Origin of the sequence: Variovorax sp. DAIF25, from assembly GCF_050711835.1 — a bacterium.
Lineage (GTDB): Bacteria > Pseudomonadota > Gammaproteobacteria > Burkholderiales > Burkholderiaceae_C > Variovorax.
In genome coordinates this window covers 6216621-6237129 of record NZ_CP136636.1, presented here as the reverse complement: position 1 = coordinate 6237129, position 20509 = coordinate 6216621, and the positions used below count along the sequence as shown (strand labels likewise).

Annotated in this window: 18 protein-coding genes; 9 read left to right on the top strand and 9 right to left on the bottom strand. The window is 69.0% G+C overall.

Features of this window, described 5'->3' with window-relative positions:
* Nucleotides 1-21: 21 nt before the first annotated feature.
* Nucleotides 22-999, top strand: coding sequence for a Bug family tripartite tricarboxylate transporter substrate binding protein (locus tag R0232_RS28865; protein WP_431510288.1), 978 nt, complete (start codon nt 22-24; stop codon nt 997-999).
* Nucleotides 1000-1002: 3 nt separating this feature from the next.
* On the opposite strand, the gene R0232_RS28860 is transcribed toward R0232_RS28865, so the two are convergent.
* Complete coding sequence (locus R0232_RS28860) at nt 1003-1629, bottom strand: helix-turn-helix transcriptional regulator (protein ID WP_093341052.1); 627 nt, start codon at nt 1627-1629, stop codon at nt 1003-1005.
* Between the two features lie 165 nt (nt 1630-1794).
* On the opposite strand from R0232_RS28860, the gene R0232_RS28855 reads away from it, so the two are divergent.
* Together R0232_RS28855 and R0232_RS28850 are read left to right on the top strand one after the other, a co-directional pair.
* Entirely contained in the window at nt 1795-2703 is a 909-nt protein-coding gene (locus R0232_RS28855) for an amino acid ABC transporter substrate-binding protein (RefSeq protein ID WP_431510287.1), read from the top strand.
* Between the two features lie 32 nt (nt 2704-2735).
* On the top strand, nt 2736-3878 hold the full coding sequence (locus R0232_RS28850) for a threonine synthase (protein WP_431510286.1): 1143 nt from the start codon (nt 2736-2738) through the stop codon (nt 3876-3878).
* 40 nt (nt 3879-3918) lie between these two features.
* Here the strand turns inward: R0232_RS28850 and R0232_RS28845 are convergent, their stop codons facing one another.
* The 3 genes from R0232_RS28845 to R0232_RS28835 all read right to left on the bottom strand — a co-directional run bounded on the left by R0232_RS28845 (nt 3919) and on the right by R0232_RS28835 (nt 6448).
* Nucleotides 3919-5061: a DSD1 family PLP-dependent enzyme gene (locus tag R0232_RS28845; protein WP_431510285.1), complete on the bottom strand. Its 1143-nt coding sequence runs from the start codon at nt 5059-5061 to the stop codon at nt 3919-3921.
* A 22-nt stretch (nt 5062-5083) separates the two neighbouring features.
* Nucleotides 5084-6073 (bottom strand): ornithine cyclodeaminase family protein, encoded by a 990-nt coding sequence (locus R0232_RS28840; RefSeq protein ID WP_431510284.1) that lies wholly within the window; start codon nt 6071-6073, stop codon nt 5084-5086.
* 66 nt (nt 6074-6139) lie between these two features.
* Entirely contained in the window at nt 6140-6448 is a 309-nt protein-coding gene (locus R0232_RS28835) for a hypothetical protein (RefSeq protein ID WP_093341044.1), read from the bottom strand.
* 221 nt (nt 6449-6669) lie between these two features.
* Here R0232_RS28835 and secA point away from each other — a divergent pair, with 221 nt between their 5' ends.
* The 6 genes from secA (at nt 6670) to R0232_RS28805 (ending at nt 16097) form a co-directional block, all read left to right on the top strand.
* Nucleotides 6670-9456 (top strand): preprotein translocase subunit SecA, encoded by a 2787-nt coding sequence (gene secA / locus R0232_RS28830; RefSeq protein WP_093341043.1) that lies wholly within the window; start codon nt 6670-6672, stop codon nt 9454-9456.
* 25 nt (nt 9457-9481) lie between these two features.
* Nucleotides 9482-10711 (top strand): bifunctional glutamate N-acetyltransferase/amino-acid acetyltransferase ArgJ, encoded by a 1230-nt coding sequence (gene argJ, locus R0232_RS28825; RefSeq protein ID WP_431510283.1) that lies wholly within the window; start codon nt 9482-9484, stop codon nt 10709-10711.
* A gap of 7 nt (nt 10712-10718) precedes the next feature.
* The gene (locus tag R0232_RS28820; protein WP_093341040.1) at nt 10719-11594 is read left to right on the top strand and encodes an ATP-binding protein; all 876 of its coding nucleotides are present in this window, start codon (nt 10719-10721) and stop codon (nt 11592-11594) included.
* Nucleotides 11591-12046: an NUDIX domain-containing protein gene (locus R0232_RS28815; protein ID WP_431510282.1), complete on the top strand. Its 456-nt coding sequence runs from the start codon at nt 11591-11593 to the stop codon at nt 12044-12046. Before R0232_RS28820 ends, R0232_RS28815 begins: the two co-directional genes overlap by 4 nt.
* 86 nt (nt 12047-12132) lie before the next feature.
* Nucleotides 12133-14100 carry an acyltransferase family protein gene (locus R0232_RS28810; protein WP_431510281.1) on the top strand — a complete coding sequence of 656 codons (1968 nt, stop codon included), beginning with the start codon at nt 12133-12135 and terminating at the stop codon, nt 14098-14100.
* 23 nt (nt 14101-14123) lie between these two features.
* Nucleotides 14124-16097: an acyltransferase family protein gene (locus tag R0232_RS28805; protein ID WP_431510280.1), complete on the top strand. Its 1974-nt coding sequence runs from the start codon at nt 14124-14126 to the stop codon at nt 16095-16097.
* A gap of 31 nt (nt 16098-16128) precedes the next feature.
* Here the strand turns inward: R0232_RS28805 and R0232_RS28800 are convergent, their stop codons facing one another.
* The 5 genes from R0232_RS28800 to coaE all read right to left on the bottom strand — a co-directional run bounded on the left by R0232_RS28800 (nt 16129) and on the right by coaE (nt 20502).
* On the bottom strand, nt 16129-16353 hold the full coding sequence (locus tag R0232_RS28800; RefSeq protein WP_203202663.1) for a DNA gyrase inhibitor YacG: 225 nt from the start codon (nt 16351-16353) through the stop codon (nt 16129-16131).
* Complete coding sequence (gene zapD / locus R0232_RS28795; RefSeq protein ID WP_431510279.1) at nt 16350-17105, bottom strand: cell division protein ZapD; 756 nt, start codon at nt 17103-17105, stop codon at nt 16350-16352. The genes R0232_RS28800 and zapD overlap by 4 nt, the downstream gene beginning before the upstream one ends.
* A 34-nt stretch (nt 17106-17139) precedes the next feature.
* Nucleotides 17140-18153: a hypothetical protein gene (locus R0232_RS28790; RefSeq protein ID WP_431510278.1), complete on the bottom strand. Its 1014-nt coding sequence runs from the start codon at nt 18151-18153 to the stop codon at nt 17140-17142.
* A gap of 172 nt (nt 18154-18325) precedes the next feature.
* Nucleotides 18326-19819 (bottom strand): MBOAT family O-acyltransferase, encoded by a 1494-nt coding sequence (locus tag R0232_RS28785; RefSeq protein ID WP_431510277.1) that lies wholly within the window; start codon nt 19817-19819, stop codon nt 18326-18328.
* A gap of 74 nt (nt 19820-19893) precedes the next feature.
* The gene (coaE, locus tag R0232_RS28780) at nt 19894-20502 is read right to left on the bottom strand and encodes a dephospho-CoA kinase (protein WP_431510276.1); all 609 of its coding nucleotides are present in this window, start codon (nt 20500-20502) and stop codon (nt 19894-19896) included.
* Nucleotides 20503-20509 lie beyond the last annotated feature (7 nt).

Sequence of the window (20509 nt, the reverse complement as noted above, 5' to 3'; positions counted from 1 at the left end):
CCCTCGTTCACGGAGCACGCGATGCGCCGACGTACCTTCCTTGCCGTTTCATCGGCAGGCGCCCTGCTGGGCGCCACCGGCAACGCCCGGTCGGGCGCCTTTCCCGACCGGCCCGTGAAGCTGGTCGTGCCCTGGGCCGCGGGCGGCAGCACCGATGCCATCGCGCGCGCCATGGCGCAGCGCATGAGCCAGACGCTGGGCCAATCGGTGATCGTCGACAACCGCCCGGGCGCGGCCGGCCAGATCGGCACCGATGCCGCCGCCAAGGCGCCGCCCGACGGCTACACGCTGGTCATCGTCGAGCTGCCGCATGCCATCGCACCGGCGGTGACCGCGAAGCTGCCCTACGACCTGCTGCGCGACTTCACGCCGGTGACCATGATCGGCACCTCGCCGCTGGTGCTGTTCGCGGGCATGGACGAGGGCAGCAAGGACTTCCGAAGCTTCATGAAGACGGCCGCCGCGAGCGCCGCGCCGCCCGCGATCGCGCACAGCGGCGCGGGCACCGTGAGCCATCTCGCGGGCGAGCTGCTGGCGCAGCGCTCGAAGATCCGTTTCAACATGGTCCCGTACCGCGGCTCGGCGCCCGCGCTCACCGACGTGGCCGCGGGCACGGTGGCCGGGCATTTCGCGACCCTGGCCAGCGGCTCGAGCCTGGTGGGCGCGCGCCGGATCCGGCCGCTGCTGGTGGCGAGCGCGAAGCGCGTGGACATCCCGGGCCTCCAGGGCGTGCCCGCGCTGGCCGAGAGCGGCCTCGCGGGCATGGAGATCGACCAGTGGTGGGCGCTGGTCGCGCCCGCCACCACGCCGCTCGAGGTGGTGGAGAAGCTGCGCGCCGAGGCCGTCGCGGCGCTGGCCCATGCCTCGGTGAAGGAGCGCATGTCGGCGCTCGGCGTGCAACTGCGCGGCTCGACCACCGGCGAGCTGCGTGCCTTCATGCGCGCCGAGGCCGAGCGCTGGCAGCGCGTGGCGCGCGAGATCGGGCTGCAGCCGCAGTAGCTTCTAGCGGGCGTCGCTGTAGACGGTGGCGCGCGACACGCCCATGTGCGCGGCCGCGATCTCGGCGCCGCGGCGGATCTCGAGAAAGCCTTCCTTCTTGAGTTCCTGCACCAGTTGCTTGCGGTCGGCCGGCTTGAGCGAGCGCGGCGTGGTCGCGCGCGCGGCCGCGAAGGCGTCGATGCGCGCATGGATGCGCTCGGACTGGCCGCTGCCCGGCTCGAGGTGCTCGCGCACCTCGCTGTCGTCGATGCGCGTGAACTGCGACATCGCGCTCTGGAAGCTCTGGAACAGGGTCAGGTCCACGTTCAGGCACAGCGCGGCCACGTACTCGCCGTGCTCGTCCTTGATGCCGATCGAGGTGCTCTTGACCTTGCGGCCGTCGGGAAAGGCATTGGCGTAGTTCGCGATCACGGCCGGGAACTCGGGATCGCGGATGCGCGCGAGCCCGAGCTCGGTGACCGACTGGCCGACCTGCCGGCCGCTCAGGCCGTTCTCGATCGCATGGATCGCGTTCTCGGGATTGCGCAGGTCGTGCACCACCACCTCGCAGAAGGGCGCGAAGGTCTGGCCCAGGCCCTCGGCGATGTGGTCGAGCATCTCGAGCAGGTGCTTGTCGGACTTCTTCTTCATGCGGGTGAATGTATCCAGGTCTGGACGAAGCATCCAAACCGCGCGCCAAAACTGTACAAAAAGTACATTAATGGATATATTGTCTGGAACCGCGGTGTCCTCCGGCGGCCGCCTTCGCGGGCGGCGCGCCGACTTCCCTCTTTCTTTCTCTGCTCGGAGAAACCCATGAAGAAGATCCGTCTGGCGTTCCCTGTCCTCGTCCTCTCGCTGCTGGCCGCCGGTGCCGGCCCGGCCTCGGCCGACACCCTGCGCAAGCTCGCCGACAGCGGCCGCATCGCGATGGGCGTGCGCGACTCGGGCGCGCCGCTGTCCTATGCGCTCGGCGCGGGCCGCTACACCGGCTACCACGTCGAGCTCTGCGAGCGCGTGATCGCCGGCCTGCGCGAGGCGCAGCGGCTGCCCGCGCTGGCCATCGACTACCAGCCCGTGACCTCGTCGAACCGCATTCCGCTGGTGCGCAACGGCACGGTCGACCTCGAGTGCGGCACCACCACCAACAACGCGGCGCGCCAGAAGGAGGTGGCGTTCGCGCTCACCACCTACGTCACCGAGGTACGGCTCGCGGTGGCCGCGAAGTCGGGCATCGCCTCGATCGCGCAGCTGCAGGGCAAGACGGTGGTCGTGACCTCGGGCTCGAGCGCGGTGAAGACCGCGCGGCTGCACAGGAAGGCGGCCGGCGTCGAGTTCCAGGAGGTCTACGGCAAGGACACGGGCGACAGCTTCCTGCTGCTGCAGACCGGCCGCGCCGATGCCTGGGTCGACGACGACAACATCCTCGCGGGCAACATCGCGAGCGCGCGCACGCCGGGCAACTTCCGCATCGCGGGCGAGACCTTCGCGGTGGAGCCGATCGCGATCATGCTGCGGCGCGACGACCCGGCCTTCAAGGCCGCGGTCGATGCCCAGCTGCGCCGGCTGATGGCTAACGGCGAGCTCGCGAAGCTCTACGACAAGTGGTTCGTGCAGCCGATCCCGCCGCGCAACGCGGCGCTGAACCTGCCGATGAGCGCCGCGCTGCGTCAGGCGATCGCGGCGCCGAACGACAACCCCTCCGAGGCCTACCAGGCCCGCTGAATCCATTCATCAAGCAACGAAGGACCCGATCCATGCCGAATACCCCGCACTACATCGACCCCCGCACCGGCCGCACCCACGGCCTGCTCGAGCGCCGCTGGCGCTCCGACGACGGCCACCCGATGATGATCACGCCGCTGCCCGGCATCTCGCGCGACGACATCGACACGCGCGTGCGCTCGCTGTGGCGCTACCGCGCGGCGCTGCCGGTGGCGATCGAGCAGCCCGCGAGCCTGGGCGAGGGCTGCACGCCGCTCGTGCAGAAGCGCTGGGGCGGGCTCGAGCCCTTCTTCAAGCTCGAGTGGTTCAACCCCACCTGCAGCTTCAAGGACCGCGGCGCGGCCGTGATGATGTCGTTCCTGCGCCAGATCGGCGTCGACGCGGTGCTTGAGGACAGCTCGGGCAATGGCGGCGCCGCGATCGCCGCCTCCGGTGCCGCCGCGGGCCTGCGCGTGAAGGTGCTCGCGCCCGCCTACACGCCCGCGCCCAAGGTGGCGCAGATCCGCGCCTTCGGCGCCGAGGTGCAGCTCGTGCCCGGCCCGCGCGAGGCTTCCGAAGAAGAGGCGGTGCGCCAGTCCTCCGAGATCTTCTACGCGAGCCACAACTGGCACCCGTTCTTCCTGCAGGGAACGAAGACGCTGGCCTACGAGCTTTGGGAGGACCTGGGCTTCGAGGCGCCCGACAACGTGATCATCCCGGCCGGCGCGGGCAGCAACGTGCTCGGTTGCCACATCGGCTTCAAGGAGCTGCTGGCGGCCGGGCAGATCCGCCGGCTGCCGCGCATCTTCGTCGCGCAGCCGCTCAACTGCTCGCCGATCGATGCGAGCTTCACGGCCGGCGCCGACACGCTGGTCGAGCGCGCGGTGGCGCCGACCATCGCCGAGGGCACGGCGATCAAGCGGCCGGTGCGGCTGCGCGAGATCCTGCAGGCGCTGCGCGAGACGCGCGGCGGTACGGTGGCGCTGACCGAGGAACAGATCGCGGCAGCCGTGCGGCGGCTGGCGGCGACGGGGCTCTATGCCGAGCCGACCTCCTCGTCGGCCGCTGCCGCCATCGAGTTGCTGGAGCAGCGCGGCGAGATCCGCGCGGGCGAGAAGACGGTGGTGCTGCTGACGGGCACCGGGCTCAAGTCGACGCAGTTCATGACCGAGCTGTTCGCTGGGTCGGCCGGCTGATCGACCGGGCGCCCCGCGCGCTGCGGGGCGTTTTACCGCTTTACCAGCCGTGCAGCCGCGGCCAGGCGCGCAGGCTGCCGTCCTGCGCGAGCGCGTGGTATTCGGGGAACTGGGCGCCGGTCGCGCAGGCATGGTTGGGCAGGATGCGCAACCGCGTGCCGATCGGGAAGCGTTCGACGATGTCCGCGGCCGTGCCGTCCGCCAGCGACAGGATGCCGTGCTCCTGGTTCGCGCCGCTCAGCACATAGCCTTCGATCACGCGGCCCTCGAGGTCGCAGGCCTGGCCGTAGCCGAAGTCGTGCTTCTGCTTCGCGGTGCCGCGGTCGCGGCTCATCGCCATCCAGCCGGCGTCGAGGATGGCCCAGCCCTTCTCGGCCTGGTGGCCGATGACGGTGGCCAGCACGCTCAGCGCGATGTCGTCGGGCGCGCAGACGCCAATGTTGTGCATCACGAGGTCGAAGAACACGTAGACACCGGCCCGTACTTCGGTCACGCCGTCGAGCCGCGCGGCCGACAGCGCGGTGGGCGTGGAGCCCACGCTGACCACCGCGCAGGGCAGGCCGGCCGCGCGCAGCCGCTCGGCGGCTTGCACGCAGCCCGCGCGTTCCTGCTCGGCCATGGCCGCGAGCGCCTCGGGCGTGTCGAGCTCGTAGCTCGAGCCCGCATGCGTGAGCACGCCCGCCAGCCGCATGCCGCCGTCGTGCAGCACGCGCCCCACCTCGAGCAGCGCGGCCTCGCCGGGCTTGATGCCCGAGCGGTGGCCGTCGGTGTCGATCTCGATCAGCACCTCGAAGGCCTCGCCCTGCGCGCGGCCGAAATCGGCGATGGCGCGGGCCGAGGCCAGGCTGTCCGTGATGATCTTTAGCCGGCAGCCCGCGCGGCGCAGCGCGAGCGCCTGCGGCAGCTTGGCCGCGGCCATGCCCACCGCGTAGAGGATGTCGTCGATGCCGTCGGCATGGAACTGCGCGGCCTCCTTGAGCGTGGAGACCGTGATGCCCTGCGCGCCCGCCGCGAGCTGCGCCTGCGCGACCGGCGTGCACTTGCTGGTCTTCACGTGCGGGCGGAAGCGCACGCCCAGCGCGTCCATGCGCTCTTGCATGCGCGCGATGTTGCGCTGCATGCGCGGCAGGTCGATCAGGGCGGCGGGGGTGTCGAGTTCGGCGAGGGAAGGGGTGGTGGTCATGGCGGGGAGGGAAGAGGGGGAGTTACCAGGGCCAGGCGATGCGCGTGCCGGTGCCGGTCGCGGCCGCGCGCCGCTGCAGCATGCGCGCCACGGTCAGGTCCTGCAGCGCGAGGCCGGTCATGTCGAACACGGTGATGTCGTCGGCGGCGCGCTCGAAGGCCGCGCGGCCCGAGAGCAGGTCGCCGAGCTCGATGCTGGCGGTGTCGGGTGCCCACTGGGTCTCGCCGATCTGCTGCGCTTGTGCGCGGTCGTCGACGACCAGGCGCACGCGCGGCAGCAGGCCGTCGGGCAGTTCGCGCTTGCCGCGCGTGTCGGCGCCCACGCAGTTCAGATGGGTGCCGGGCTGCACGGCCTCGAGGTCGAACAGCGCGCCGGCGCCGGGCGTGGCGGTGATCACGAGGTCGCTGTGGGCCACGGCCTCGTGGCGGTCGGCCGCCGGCGCGATCGCGCAGCGCGCGGCGAAGGCGGCCTCGAAGTTGGCGTCGCGCCCGCCGCGGGCGCTCACGTAGCGCACCTCGGCCAGCGCGGGCAGGGTGCGCAGCGCGAACTCGAGCTGCACCCGCGCCTGCACGCCGGTGCCGAAGACGCAGGCGCGCGTGCTGCCGGGCCGCGCGAGCGTGCGCAGGCCCAGCGCGCCGGCCGCGCCGGTGCGCAGCGTGGTGACCGCGTTGCCGTCGATCAGGCATTGCGGCCTGCCGGTCGCCGGGTCGATCAGCAGGATCGTGGCCTGGTGGGGCTCGCCGCCGCGCGCGCGGTTGGCCGGCCAGAAGCCCGCGGCCTTGAAGCCGAGCAGCCCCTGCGCGGGCACGTCGCCCGACTTGATGCCGAACACGCCGCCGCTGGCCAGCGGCTCGCGCACCACCGGAAACACCCGGCCTTCGCGCGCGCTGTGCAGCACGAAGGCCTCGCGCACGGCCTCGAGCACGTCCTCGGGAGCGAGCAGGGCATCGACCTGGTGCTTGTCGAGCAGCAGCAGCGAGGCGTCGGCGGGCGACGATGGGGCTTCATTCATCTGGAAATATTATCCAATTCCAGACGAAAAGTAAAACTCAGGGAAAACGGCCGGCCGCCGCGGGCTTCAGCGCCCGGTCTGCACCTTGATGCGGATGCTGCGCACCTCCCAGCCACGGTTGCGCAGCCGGGTTACCAGCATCGGCGCCAGCTGGCGCAGCTTGGCGGCCGCGGCGCTGCCCTTGACCAGCAGGCACCATTCGTCGCCCTCGGCCGGGCCGGCCTGGATGGCGGGGCGCATCAGCGGCGGGATCAGTTCCTCGACCGCGCGCAACCGGTCGCCGGCGTCGCGCGCGCGCGCGATCAGGCTCGCCAGCGTGGGCGAATCCTCGGCCGCCTGCTGCAGCGTGAACGGGGGCGTGGAACGGCGATTCATTCGTAATTCTGTGGGTGAAACAAGACAGCTAAAATGCCCGGTTTGCCGGCGGTCCCGCCGGGAAAATCGTTCAAATCCGATAACCCGACTACCGATAACCGGCACGGGCTTCCGACTTTCGAAGGCTTGCTTTTGAAAGAGGTGCGCCCAACTGCTCTCACCATATCTTAGGGAATCCGGTCGCAGTGCCTGTCGTGTCAGGTGCCCGCCCACCTCCACCCATGGCCACCAACTTCCTGACCCAGATCTTCGGCAGTCGCAACGACCGGCTACTCAAGCAGTACCGCAAGACGGTCGCGCGCATCAACGCGCTCGAACCCGAATTCGAAAAGCTAGGCGACGACGCGCTGCGCGCCAAGACCCAGGAATTCAAGGACCGCATCGCCAAGGGCGAGAGCCTCGACGACCTGCTGCCCGAAGCCTTCGCCACCGTGCGCGAGGGCTCCAAGCGCGTGATGAAGATGCGCCACTTCGACGTCCAGTTGCTCGGCGGCATGGCGCTGCACAACGGCAAGATCTCCGAAATGCGCACCGGCGAAGGCAAGACGCTGACCGCCACGCTGCCGGTGTACCTGAACGCGCTGTCCGGCAAGGGCGTGCACGTGGTGACGGTCAACGACTACCTGGCCAACCGCGACGCGACCTGGATGGGCCGGCTCTACAACTTCCTCGGCCTGTCGGTGGGCATCAACCTGCCGCAGATGCCGCGCGAGGAGAAGCAGGCCGCCTACGGCAGCGACATCACCTACGGCACCAACAACGAGTACGGCTTCGACTACCTGCGCGACAACATGGTCTACGAGCCCGGCGACCGGGTTCAGCGCAAGCTGAACTACGCGATCGTCGACGAGGTGGACTCGATCCTGATCGACGAGGCCCGCACGCCGCTGATCATCAGCGGCCAGGCCGAGGACCACACCGACCTGTACCTCGCCATCAACAAGGTGGTGCCGCTGCTCAAGAAGCAGGAAGGCGAAGCCGACCCGCGCACCGGCGAGGGCGTCACGGTGCCCGGCGACTTCACGGTCGACGAGAAGACGCACCAGGTGTTCCTGACCGAGGACGGCCACGAGAACGCCGAACGCATCCTCGGCGAATTCAAGCTGCTGCCCGAGGGCGCCTCGCTCTACGACCCGGCCAACATCACGCTGATGCACCATCTGAACGCGGCGCTGCGCGCCCGTCACCTCTACCACCGCGACCAGCACTACGTGGTGCAGCAGGGCGAGGTGGTGATCGTCGACGAGTTCACCGGCCGCCTGATGACCGGGCGCCGCTGGAGCGACGGCCTGCACCAGGCCGTGGAAGCCAAGGAAGGCGTGGAGATCCAGGCCGAGAACCAGACCCTGGCCTCGATCACCTTCCAGAACTACTTCCGCCTGTACGGCAAGCTCGCCGGCATGACCGGCACGGCCGACACCGAGGCCTACGAATTCCAGGAGATCTACGGCCTGGAAACCATGATCATCCCGCCGAACCGCGTGAGCAAGCGCGACGACCAGCTCGACCGCGTCTACAAGACCACGCGCGAGAAGTACGAGGCGGCGATCCAGGACATCCGCGAGTGCTACGAGCGCGGCCAGCCGGTGCTGGTGGGCACCTCCTCGATCGAGAACTCCGAGATCATCGACGGCCTGCTCACGCAGGCGGGCCTGCCGCACCAGGTGCTCAACGCCAAGCAGCATGCGCGCGAGGCCGACATCGTGGCGCAGGCCGGCCGCACCAAGATGATCACGATCGCGACCAACATGGCCGGCCGCGGTACCGACATCGTGCTGGGCGGCAACATCGAGAAGATGATCGAAGCGGTCGAGGCCGACGAAGGCCGCGACGAGGCCGCGAAGAAGGCCGACATCGAGCACATCCGCGCCGAGTGGAACAACGACCACGAGTTCGTGAAGTCGCTCGGCGGCCTGCGCATCATCGCCACCGAACGCCACGAGTCGCGCCGCATCGACAACCAGCTGCGCGGGCGTTCGGGCCGCCAGGGCGACCCGGGTTCCTCGCGCTTCTACCTGAGCCTGGACGATCCGCTGATGCGCATCTTCGCGGGCGACCGCGTGAAGGCGATCATGGACCGCCTGAAGATGCCCGACGGCGAAGCCATCGAGGCCGGCATCGTCACGCGCAGCATCGAGAGCGCGCAGCGCAAGGTCGAGGCGCGCAACTTCGACATCCGCAAGCAGCTGCTCGAGTACGACGACGTGTCGAACGACCAGCGCAAGGTGATCTACCAGCAGCGCAACGACATCCTCGATGCCGGCGACCTCGGCGCCCAGATCGCGGCGCTGCGCGAAGGCTGCTTCATCGACCTGGTGCGCCAGTACGTGCCGGCCGAGTCGGTGGAAGAGCAGTGGAACATCCCCGCGCTCGAGCAGGCCCTGTTCAACGAGTGGGGCATCGACATGCCGCTCGCGAAGATCGTCGAGGGCTCCGAAGCCATCTCCGACGAGGACATCGTCGAGAAGGTGGTGCAGGCCGCCAACGAGACCTTCGACGCCAAGGTCGCGCTGATCGGCCCCGAGAACTTCACGCAGTTCGAGCGCATGGTGCTGCTGCAGAGCATCGACACCCACTGGCGCGAACACCTGGCCTCGCTCGACTACCTGCGCCAGGGCATCCACCTGCGCGGCTACGCGCAGAAGCAGCCCAAGCAGGAATACAAGCGCGAGGCCTTCGAGCTGTTCGGCCAGCTGCTCGATTCGGTCAAGAACGAGGTCACGCGTCAGCTCATGACGGTGCGCGTGCAGTCGAGCGAGCAGCTCGACCAGGCGGCCGAGGCGATGGAGAACCGCGGCGAGAACGTCTCGAACATCACCTATTCGGCACCCACCGAGACCGGCGAGGTCGAGGTGCGCGTCGACGAGGAAAGCCAGCGCCGCATCGCGGCCGCGGGCCTGGGCACGCTGAGCGCCGAGGCCGCCGCCTTCGCGCGCGTCGGCCGCAACGACCCGTGCCCCTGCGGCAGTGGCAAGAAATATAAACATTGCCACGGCAAACTCAGCTGACCTGCAACTCCGAAGAGATACCGCCATGCCCGTGAACCTGTCCGCTCCCGATCCCGCCGCCTTGTTCGCGGTCCCCGGCATCCGCATCGGCGTGGCCGAAGCGGGCGTGCGCAAGGCCAACCGCAAGGACCTGACGGTCGTGCTGATCGACGAAGGCGCCGCGGTCGGCGGCGTGTTCACGCAGAACCGCTTCTGCGCCGCGCCGGTGCAGGTCTGCCGCGACCACCTCGCGGCCGGCCACGGCATCCGCGCGATGCTGATCAACACCGGCAATGCCAACGCCGGCACCGGCGAGGACGGCCTGGCGCGCACCCGCGCCACCTGCATCGCGCTGGCGCGCCAGCTCGACCTGGCGCCCGAGCAGATCCTGCCGTTCTCGACCGGCGTGATCATGGAGCCGCTGCCGATCGACCGCATCGAGGCCGGCCTGCCCGCCGCGCTGGCCGATGCCGCCGACGACCACTGGGCCCGTGCCGCCGAAGGCATCATGACCACCGACACCGTGCCCAAGGCCTTCAGCCGCCAGGTGCAGATCGGCGGCGCCACGGTCAGCGTCACCGGCATCAGCAAGGGCGCCGGCATGATCCGCCCGAACATGGCGACCATGCTGGGCTTCATGGCCACCGACGCGAAGATCGACCCGGCGCTGATCCAGCCGCTGGCCAAGCAGCTGGCCGACGCTTCGTTCAACCGCGTGACCATCGACGGCGACACCTCGACCAACGACTCCTTCGTGGTCATCGCCACGCAGAAGGCCGCGCACGCGACCATCACCTCGCTGACCTCAGCCGAGGGCCAGGCGCTCGTGGCCGCGATGCAGGACGTGGCGCGCCTGCTGGCGCAGGCCATCGTGCGCGACGGCGAAGGCGCGACCAAGTTCATCGCGGTGCAGATCGACGGCGGCCACGACGCCGCCGAATGCCGCCAGGTGGCCTATGCGATCGCGCATTCGCCGCTGGTCAAGACCGCCTTCTACGCCAGCGACCCGAACCTCGGCCGCATCCTCGCGGCCGTGGGCTACGCGGGCATCGCCGACCTCGACCAGACCGGCATCGACCTGTTCCTCGACGACGTGCACGTGGCGGTCAAGGGCGGCCGCAACCCGGCCTACCGCGAGGAGGACGGCCAGCGCGTGATGAAGCAGAGCGAGATCACGGTGCGCGTGAACCTCGGCCGCGGCGATGCCAGCGAAACCGTCTGGACCTGCGACTTCAGCCACGACTACGTGTCGATCAACGCCGACTACAGATCCTGATTTTTCGATGAACGAGCAGTTCCAGAGACTGATCGAGCGCGCCGAGCAGCTCATCAACCGCATCGAATCGATCCTGCCCCAGCCGCTGGCCGAGCCGGCCGACTGGAATGCCTCGATCGCCTGGCGCTACCGCCGCCGCAGCTCGGGCCATGGCGTGCTCGAGCCGGTGAAGCACGTGGCCGCGATGGCGCTCGATTCGCTGAAGGAAATCGACGTCCAGAAGGAAAAGATCGAGCGCAACACGCGCCAGTTCGTCGAGGGCAAGCCCGCCAACAACGTGCTGCTGACGGGCGCGCGCGGCACCGGCAAGTCCTCGCTGATCCGCGCCTGCCTGCAGGCCTATGCGCCGCAGGGCCTGCGCCTGATCGAGGTCGACAAGGCCGAGCTCACCGACCTGCCCGACATCGTCGAGGTGGTGTCGCAGCGGCCCGAGAAATTCATCGTCTTCAGCGACGACCTGAGCTTCGACGAGGGCGAGCCGGGCTACAAGGCGCTCAAGTCGATCCTCGACGGCTCGATCGCCGCGGCCACGCCCAACGTGCTGATCTACGCGACCAGCAACCGGCGCCACCTGCTGCCCGAGTACATGAAGGACAACCTCAGCTACACCCACACCGAAGATGGCGAGGTCCATCCGGGCGAGGTGATCGAGGAGAAGATCTCGCTGTCGGAGCGCTTCGGCCTCTGGGTCAGCTTCTACCCGTTCAGCCAGAACGAGTACCTCGCGATCGTGGCCCAGTGGCTGTCGTCGTTCGGCGTCGATGCCGCCGCGATCGAGGCCGCGCGGCCCGAGGCGCTGGTCTGGGCGCTCGAGCGCGGCTCGCGCAGCGGCCGCGTGGCCTACCAGTTCGCGCGCGACTACGCGGGGCGGGCCACGGCATGAGCGCCGCGCCAGGTGAGCGCAAGCACACCGAGGTCGCGGTCGGCGTGCTGATCCGCACGGCCGACGATGCGCTGCTGCTGTCGACCCGCCCGCCCGGCAAGCCCTACGCGGGCTACTGGGAGTTTCCGGGCGGCAAGATCGAGGCCGGCGAGACGGTCGAGCAGGCGCTGCGGCGCGAGCTGCAGGAAGAGCTCGGCATCACCATCGACGGCGCCACGGTCTGGAAAGTGACCGAGCACGACTATCCGCATGCGCTGGTGCGCCTGCACTGGTGCAAGGTCACGGCCTGGCACGGCGACTTCGAGATGCGCGAAGGCCAGCAGATGGCCTGGCAGCACCTGCCGCTGGACGTGGCGCCCGTGCTGCCGGGCGCGCTGCCGGTGCTCGAATGGCTGGTGCAGGAGCGCGGCCTGCCCGCGTCGGCGGCCCAGGCCGTATCGACCCTGGCCTGAGCGCCGCGGCGTGGCGATGCCTGCGCCGCTGACTGGGGCCCGGCGGCGCGCGCTGCGGGCCTGAGCGAAGAACGAACAAGAGACGGATGCATCCCAAGTACCGCCCCGACATCGATGGCCTGCGCGCCGTGGCCGTGGCCTCGGTGGTGGCGTACCACGCCTTCCCGAAGGCGCTGCCCGGTGGCTTCGTGGGGGTGGACATCTTCTTCGTGATCTCGGGCTTCCTGATCACGACGATCATTCTTCAGAGCCAGGCGGCGGGCGACTTCAGCTACCGCGACTTCTACGCACGGCGCGTGCGGCGCATCTTCCCGGCGCTGATGCTGGTGCTGGCGGCGACCCTGGCCTTCGGCTGGTACGTGCTGCTGAACCGCGAGTTCGTGGAGCTGGGCAAGCAGGCCGCGGGTGGCGCGGCCTTCATCGCGAACTTCGTGTTCTGGGGCGAGGCGGGCTACTTCGACACGGCGGCGGAGACCAAGCCGCTGCTGCACCTGTGGTCGCTGGGAATCGAGGAGCAGTTCTACATCTTCTGGCCACCGCTCTTGGCGCTGGCGTGGCGCCGGCGCTGGCCGATGCTGCGCGTGCTGTGGGCGCTGGCGGTGGTGTCGTTCCTGATCAACGTGCTGACGATCCATCCGTTCCGCACGGCGGCGTTCTACTCGCCGCTGTCGCGCTTCTGGGAGCTGATGGCGGGCGGGATCCTGGCGTGCATGCGGTTGCGCGATGCTGGAACCATGAAGCCCGCGTGGCGCAGCCATGTGCAGTCGGTGCTGGGCGTGGGGCTGATCGTGCTGGGGCTGGTGATGATCCGGGCCGACAAGGCGTTCCCGGGTTGGTGGGCGCTGCTGCCGGTGCTGGGCGCGGCGAGCTGCATCGCGGCGGGGCCGCAGGGGGTGTTGAACCGCTACCTGCTGTCGAACCCGTTGATGGTGGGCATCGGGCTGATCAGCTATCCGTTGTACCTGTGGCATTGGCCGCTCTTGTCCTATGCGCGCATCGTGCAGGGCGCGGCGCCGTCGGCGGCCGTGAGCGCGGCGATGGTCGCGGCCAGCGTGGTGCTGGCCTGGCTCACCTACCGCACGGTGGAGCGCGCCGTCCGGACGCGCACGCAGCCCGCCACCCTGCGCGTGCTGGGTGGCAGCGCCGTCGCGGTGCTCGCCGTGGCGGTCGCGGTGCAACTGGGCCTGCCCGCGCCGCGGCACGACAACCCGATGCTGCAGACGCTGAGCAACGCGTCCTCCGACGGCGAGTACTACGAAGGCCTCGCGTCGGAGACGCTGGACGGCCACTTCGTACGCCGCATCGGCGAGGGCACGCGCAAGGTGCTGGTGATCGGCGACAGCCATATCTCGCAGTACGCGCCGCGCGCGCGCGCGCTGGCACGCAACGCGCCCGATGCGATGTCGACCACCTACTTCTTCGAATACCCGGCCTGCGCGCCGGTGCCGGGCATGGTGGTGGCGATCAATCCAGGCTGCGCGCCGCGGCGCGAGCAGATGCTCAAGTCCGCCTTCGATCCGAAGATCGACGTGGTGATGGTCGGCGCCTGCTGGAACTGCTATTTCACCGGCAACTTCTACATGCCCTACGTGTTCCAGGAGGGCGCCTCGGCACTGCCGATCAACGACGGCGGCCCCGGCATCGAGCCGGCACTCGCGTCGCTGCAGAAGCTGCTGGGCGAACTCGCGCGCCACAAGAAGGTCTACCTGCTGCTGGACAACCCGATGGGCAGCGATTTCGAACCGGGCCGCATGATCGCGGGCAGCCGTCTCGGCACGATGACCGTGCTCGCGACGGCAGGCAGCGCGGTGCTGCCGCCCGCGCAGGAGCGCTTGAACGACCGGCTGCGCGCGATCGCGCTGGCCGCCGGTGCCGAGCCGATCGACGCGGTCGGGCAGCTGTGCCGGGAAGGCCGGTGCCTGCGCACCATGCCCGACGGCGCGCCGGCCTATCTCGACAGCAACCATCTGCGTCCGGCCTACATCCGTGACCACGCGCGCTACGTCGATCCCGTGTTCCTCGCACCCGCCGCGCCATCGCGCGCCGGCAACTGAAAGAACGGCCCGGAGGGGCACCGATGCATCCCAAGTACCGTCCCGACATCGATGGCCTGCGCGCCGTGGCCGTGGCCTCGGTGGTGGCGTACCACGCCTTTCCGAAGGCGCTGCCCGGTGGCTTCGTGGGGGTGGACATCTTCTTCGTGATCTCGGGCTTCCTGATCACGACGATCATTCTTCAGAGCCAGGCGGCGGGCGACTTCAGCTATCGCGACTTCTACGCACGGCGCGTGCGGCGCATCTTCCCGGCGCTGATGCTGGTGCTGGCGGCGACCCTGGCCTTCGGCTGGTATGTGCTGCTGAACCGCGAGTTCGTGGAGCTGGGCAAGCAGGCCGCGGGTGGCGCGGCCTTCATCGCGAACTTCGTGTTCTGGGGCGAGGCGGGCTACTTCGACACGGCGGCGGAGACCAAGCCGCTGCTTCACCTGTGGTCGCTGGGGATCGAGGAGCAGTTCTACATCTTCTGGCCGCCGCTGCTGGCACTGGCGTGGCGCCGGCGCTGGCCGATGCTGCGCGTGCTGTGGGCGCTGGCGGTGGTGTCGTTCCTGATCAACGTGCTGACGATCCATCCGTTCCGCACGGCGGCGTTCTACTCGCCGCTGTCGCGCTTCTGGGAGCTGATGGCGGGCGGGATCCTGGCGTGCATGCGGTTGCGCGATGCTGGAACCATGAAGCCCGCGTGGCGCAGCCATGTGCAGTCGGTGCTGGGCGTGGGGCTGATCGTGCTGGGGCTGGTGATGATCCGGGCCGACAAGGCGTTCCCGGGCTGGTGGGCGCTGCTGCCGGTGCTGGGTGCGGCGAGCTGCATCGCGGCGGGGCCGCAGGGGGTGCTGAACCGCTACCTGCTGTCGAACCCGCTGATGGTGGGCATCGGGCTGATCAGCTATCCGCTGTACCTGTGGCACTGGCCGCTGCTGGTGTACCCGCGCATCCTCAATGGCGGCTGGGAGCCCTCTGAGGGCGTGCGCACCGGCGCGGTGGTCGCGGCGGTGCTGCTGGCCTGGCTGACCTACCGCTTTCTCGAACGTTTCACGCGCACCCGCGCGGGCGCGCCGCTGCTGCGCGGCCTGGTCGGCATCGGCTGCGCGATCGTGCTGGCCGGCGTGATGGTGGTGGCCGGCCTGCCGGCGCGCAACGGCGGCGAGATGCTGCAGAAGGTGACCGACGCGACCGTGGACGACGGCTACTACGACGGCTTCACGCCCGAGAAGGTGGGCCCGCACCTGGTCTACCGGGTCGGCCGCGGCGAGCGCAAGGTGCTCTTGATCGGCGACAGCCACATGCAGCAGTACGGGCCGCGCGCCAAGGCGCTCGAGCGCCTGGCACCCGAGCGCATGGCGACCGCCTACTTCTACACCTGGGGCGCCTGCGCGCCGATTCCCGGCATGTTCGCCGAGGGCAACCCGGCCTGCGGCGAACAGCGCGACGGCATGCTGCAGCTCGCGCGCGCGCCGCAGATCGACACCGTGGTGTTCGGCGGCTGCTGGAACTGCTACTTCAGCGGCGACTTCCCGCTGGCCTACGAGTACCGCGAGGGCCGCGCGGTCTACCCGGTGAACAACGGCGGACCCGGCATCGCGCCGGCGCTCTCGATGCTGGGCCACACCATGGCCGAGCTCGTGAAGCAGAACAAGAAGGTCTACCTGCTGCTCGACAACCCGAGCGGCATGGACTTCCAGCCGCAGCGCATGATCGCGGGCAGCCGGCTCGGCACGATGACGGTGGTGCTCGATTCGCCGACGGCCCCGCTGCCCGCGGCACAGGCCGAGCTCAACGCACGGCTGCGGCAGATCGCGCTGGACAGTGGTGCACAGGTGGTCGAGCCGATGGCCTCGCTGTGCAAGGACGGCCAGTGCCTGCGCGTGACGGCCGATGGCAAGCCGGTCTACAAGGACGGCGAGCATCTGCGGCCCGTGTACACGCGCGCGCACGCGGACTATGTCGACAGGATCTTTCTCGGAGAGGCGGCGCCGGCGGCCGCGGGTGGCAAGTAAGTCGGCCCACGGATTTCCGCGGGCCGATCGTCTACTGCTGCGCCTTGGGATCGCCGAAAGGCTCGTCGTCGGGCGGGGCTTCGGCCGGCATCCTGAACTCCTCGCTGGCCCAGGCGCCGAGGTCGATGCCCTTGCAGCGCGCGCTGCAGAACGGACGGTAGGGGTTGCGTTCCGAATAGACGCTGTCGCCGCCGCAGCTCGGGCAGCGGACGATGCGTTCGCCCTCGCGGGGCTCGATGCGCTCTTCGCCGGTCATGCGCACAAGGTGAGTTCGAAGGGGGTGTCGTCGCTGCTCTGGTGGAGGCGGTCGTCGCTCTCGTGGCGCATGAGCCGCACCGAGACCATGAGCCGGTTGCCGCTGATCTCGGGGATCAGGCCGAGCTTGGGATCGATGCGCAGGCGCAGCAGCTGGAAGCTGCGTCCCTGCGGCAAGTTCTGCTGGAACTGCCCGTTGGTGGCGATGACCTTGTAGGGCACGTCGGCGTCGCGCAGCAGCTTGAGCAGCAGATAGATCGACTCGGCCAGCGGCGCCAGCGTGCCCGACCAGCGCTCGAGGTCGGCGCGGCGGCTCTGGGTGCTGCGGTGCTGCCAGGCGTAGTAGGCGGGCAGGTCGAATTCGCAGGTGCCGCCCGGAATGCTCGCGCGGCTGCGGATGCTCATCAGCCACTCGTTCTCGGTCAGCGACTGGCCGGCCTTGCCCGCGATGCCGTTGAGCGTGCTGAAGTTGCGCTCGAGCTGCGCCACCACCTGGTCGAGCGCGGCCTCGGAGATGTTCGGATTGCCGCGGTAGGCGTTGAAGGCGGACTTGTGCTTCTCGAGGTCGCGCATGACGTCGGCCTTGAGGTCCGCGCGCGCGGCCACGTCCATGATCTCGAAGATGGTGACGAGCGCGAAGTGGTGGGACAGGGGCGACTCGGCAGGCACCAGCTCGCCGAGGCGGCGAAACAGGTGCTCCAGTCGCAGATAGGTCCGGATGCGCTCGTTGAAGGGGTACTCGTAGAGGATCACGCGGGCTCGGTCTCCTGACGAGGCGATAATAGCCTCATGGCGTGCGTGACGGGGGCTGAGGCACGATCTTGCGCACCTCGCCGAGCATCAGCTCGCCGAGCGCGAGCTGGCCGTGCATCGACAGATGGGTGTCGTTGGGGAAGTAGAAGTCGCGGATCTGGGTCTTCTTTTCCTGCGTGAAGGCGAACAGGTCGGGGCCCAGGCCCGAGGTCTTGAAGGCCTCGACGAAGGCCTTCGAGTGCGAGGGATCGATGTAGGTGGTGGTCTTGTTGGGGATCACCATCCAGAGCATCGGGAACGCGGTCTGCGACTTGGTGAAGGCCTGCATCGCGGCCACGTCCGCGGCCGGCAGCTCGCCGTTCTCGTCGTCCTCGCCGAAGAACAGGGCCTTGTTGCACAGGCGGTGACTGAACATTTCGCAACCATTGACCACCATGCGCGCCTTGGTGCGGTCGGTGGAGACGGTGTCGGCCGTGGTCGCCTTGGCGGCGCGCGTGTACTTGAGCGTGTCCAGGCCCGAGGTGAGCTTGGCACCCCAGTTGAGCGCGAAGCCGGGCACGTGCTCGAGCGGCACCGCGAAGGGCTCGGTGCGCGCGGCGAAGGGCCGCTTCATCGTCTCGCAGCTGCGCGTGTAGCGCATGCGCTCCTGCAGGATGCGCTCCACGCTCTCGACGATCACGAGCTTGCCCTTGAAGCCGGCGCGCGCGAGCCAGGCGTCGAAGTCGCCGCACAGGCGCTCGTCGAACTGCCCCCAGAAAGCCGTGGTGACCTTGTAGCCGGCCTTGACCAGCACCGACTGCCAGCGGTGCGTCATCGAGAAGCTGTCGCCGATCACGACGATGTCGGCCTGGTCGAGCGGCACGGCATGCAGGTACTCGGGCGCGACCTTCGGCGGCTCCTGGGTCCAGCCGAACTCGCGGTCGGACATCAGGCCGATGCGGCTCAGGTCGCCGTAGGGAATGGGCGTTGCGAGCGTGAGCACCAGCAGCGACGAGATGACGAGGAATCCGGCCACGAAGATCCGCAGCCACAGTTTTGCGGGAGTCATATCAAGTTGTCCGTTGCACTGCGCACCGCCTGATCACACAAGCTCAGGTCCCAGGATCGCAGGGTCCGTTCGTGGGCACCCGCGGAACCGGCTTTGCCGGGCCGCAGGGTGCGCCCCCTCGAGGGGGGATCCGAAGCGACACGAAGTGCGCGGAGATTCGGGGGTGGGCACATCAAAACTGGAAGTAGAGGAACGGGCTGTAGGTACCGAGCTTCGAGATGCAGATGCCGAGCAGCGTCACGGTGAACAGCGCCATCGCGGCCGTGAACAGCTTGTTGAGCGCCGGCCGGCCGGCCAGCGCCGCGGCCTGCGGCACCCAGCGCTGCAGCGTGATGGTGGGCGGCAGCGCGAGGCAGATGATGATCGCCACCAGCATGGTCTGGAAGAACTCGGGCTTGCGGTAGGGCACCGCGAGGAACTCGCGGAATGCGGTGCCGGGCACGCCGTGCAGGCCCAGCATGCCGCGGTAGATGTCCATGGCGGCGTGCAGGCTCTCGGCGCGGAACATCACCCAGGCGATCATCACGCACAGGAAGGTCAGGAACCAGCCGAAGACGCGGCCGGCGATGCTCGGTGGGCCCTTGCGGCGGAAGGTGGTGGTCCAGATGTGGTTGATCATCAGGAAGATGCCGTGCAGCGCGCCCCAGATCACGAAGGTCCAGGCTGCGCCATGCCACAGGCCGCCGAGCACCATCGTGAGGAACAGGTTCACGTGGCGGCGCTTCGGGCCCTTGCGGTTGCCGCCCAGCGGGATGTAGAGGTAGTCGCGCAGGAAGGTCGACAGCGAGATGTGCCAGCGGCGCCAGAACTCGATGATGCTGGTCGACTTGTAGGGCGAGTTGAAGTTCAGCGGCAGCTGCACGCCCAGGCACAGCGACAGGCCGACCGCCATGTCGGAGTAGCCCGAGAAGTCGAAATAGATCTGCAGCGTGTAGGCGAGCACGCCGAACCATGCGGTGTAGAGCGTGGGCTCGATGCCGTTGTGCACGCCGTTGAAGACCAGGTCTGCGTACTGGCCCATTGGATCGGCGATCAGCAGCTTCTTGGCCAGGCCGAAGGTGAAGATGGCCAGCCCGAGCGCGATCTTGTTGGGGTCGGCGCGGTAGGTCGCCGGGTTGGCGAACTGCGGCATCATCTGCGCGTGGTGCAGCACCGGGCCCGCGATCAGGTGCGGGAAGTAGGTGACGAACAGCACGTAGTGGATGAAGCTGCGCTCGTGCACCTTGCCCTGCCAGCAGTCGACCAGGAAGGCGATCTGCGTGAAGGTGTAGAACGAGATGCCGATCGGCAGCACGATGTGCAGCAGCGGAATCGGCGCGAGGCCCGCGGCATTCAGGCCGTCGTTGACGTTCGAGACGAAGAAGTTGGCGTACTTGAACACCGCCAGCACCACGAGATTGACCGTGAGCGCCGTGATCAGCAAGGTCTTGCGCCGGCGGTCGTCGCGCCCCGGTGCCGGCGTCAGGCGCAGGCCGAACCAGTAGTTGACGCAGATCGAGGCCAGCAGCAGCGGCAGGGCCTGCACGCTCCACCAGCCATAGAAGAACAGCGAGGCCAGCGCAAGAAACCCGGCTGCGGCCCGGATGTTGCGTTTGCCGATCAGGAAGAACCCGAGCAGCACCAGCGGGAAATAGACAAAGATGAAGGAATACGAGTTGAACAGCATCTCGAGAGGAGGCGCTGCTGCGAGCGCCCTTTTGTCGTAATCGTGGTGCAGCCGCCGCTGCGGCTAACCGGGGATTATCGCGTGCTGGCCGAGGTCCACCGTTTCCAGAGACCCCGCACCTGCACGGCGAGTTCCTCCAGGGTCAGGCTTTCGTTGTCGATGACCGCGTCGGCCGCGGCGCGGCGCAGCGCCCGCGGGGCCTGTTGCGCGATCACCGAGCGCACCGCTTCGGGGGCCCAGCCCGAGCGCGCGACGACGCGTTGCAGCTGGGTTTCTTCGGTGGCGTCGACCACCAGCACGCGCTCGACCTGTGCGCGCCAGCGCCCCGATTCGACCAGCAGGGGGACGTCGAAGACGATGGTGGCGTCGGGGCCGGCGGCCGCTGCTTCGCGCCGGGTTTCGGCACCGATCAGGGGATGGAGGATGCCTTCGAGCGCACGCTTGGCCTCGGGGTCCTGGAACACGAGCTCGCGCATGCGGGCGCGGTCGAGGCCACCGTCCGGCCGCAGCACCGCGGCGCCGAAGCGCGCCTCGAGCGAGGGCATCGCGATGCCGCCGGGCTCGGCGATGCGGCGCGCGATGGCATCGGTGTCGACCAGTACCGCGCCCTCGGCGACCAGCAGGCCCGCGACGGTGCTCTTGCCGCTGCCGATGCCGCCGGTGAGGCCGATGCGCCGGATCATGGAAAGC

Bases quoted from the DNA above. Each gene is read 5' to 3' on its own strand.
- R0232_RS28860 (WP_093341052.1), bottom strand. From the start codon at position 1,629: ATGAAGAAGAAGTCCGACAAGCACCTGCTCGAGATGCTCGACCACATC.
- R0232_RS28865 (WP_431510288.1), top strand. From the start codon at position 22: ATGCGCCGACGTACCTTCCTTGCCGTTTCATCGGCAGGCGCCCTGCTG.
- R0232_RS28855 (WP_431510287.1), top strand. From the start codon at position 1,795: ATGAAGAAGATCCGTCTGGCGTTCCCTGTCCTCGTCCTCTCGCTGCTG.
- secA (WP_093341043.1), top strand. From the start codon at position 6,670: ATGGCCACCAACTTCCTGACCCAGATCTTCGGCAGTCGCAACGACCGG.
- argJ (WP_431510283.1), top strand. From the start codon at position 9,482: ATGCCCGTGAACCTGTCCGCTCCCGATCCCGCCGCCTTGTTCGCGGTC.
- R0232_RS28820 (WP_093341040.1), top strand. From the start codon at position 10,719: ATGAACGAGCAGTTCCAGAGACTGATCGAGCGCGCCGAGCAGCTCATC.
- R0232_RS28800 (WP_203202663.1), bottom strand. From the start codon at position 16,353: ATGACCGGCGAAGAGCGCATCGAGCCCCGCGAGGGCGAACGCATCGTC.
- coaE (WP_431510276.1), bottom strand. From the start codon at position 20,502: ATGATCCGGCGCATCGGCCTCACCGGCGGCATCGGCAGCGGCAAGAGC.
- R0232_RS28810 (WP_431510281.1), top strand. From the start codon at position 12,133: ATGCATCCCAAGTACCGCCCCGACATCGATGGCCTGCGCGCCGTGGCC.
- R0232_RS28850 (WP_431510286.1), top strand. From the start codon at position 2,736: ATGCCGAATACCCCGCACTACATCGACCCCCGCACCGGCCGCACCCAC.
- R0232_RS28815 (WP_431510282.1), top strand. From the start codon at position 11,591: ATGAGCGCCGCGCCAGGTGAGCGCAAGCACACCGAGGTCGCGGTCGGC.
- R0232_RS28785 (WP_431510277.1), bottom strand. From the start codon at position 19,819: ATGCTGTTCAACTCGTATTCCTTCATCTTTGTCTATTTCCCGCTGGTG.
- R0232_RS28805 (WP_431510280.1), top strand. From the start codon at position 14,124: ATGCATCCCAAGTACCGTCCCGACATCGATGGCCTGCGCGCCGTGGCC.
- R0232_RS28840 (WP_431510284.1), bottom strand. From the start codon at position 6,073: ATGAATGAAGCCCCATCGTCGCCCGCCGACGCCTCGCTGCTGCTGCTC.
- R0232_RS28790 (WP_431510278.1), bottom strand. From the start codon at position 18,153: ATGACTCCCGCAAAACTGTGGCTGCGGATCTTCGTGGCCGGATTCCTC.
- R0232_RS28845 (WP_431510285.1), bottom strand. From the start codon at position 5,061: ATGACCACCACCCCTTCCCTCGCCGAACTCGACACCCCCGCCGCCCTG.
- R0232_RS28835 (WP_093341044.1), bottom strand. From the start codon at position 6,448: ATGAATCGCCGTTCCACGCCCCCGTTCACGCTGCAGCAGGCGGCCGAG.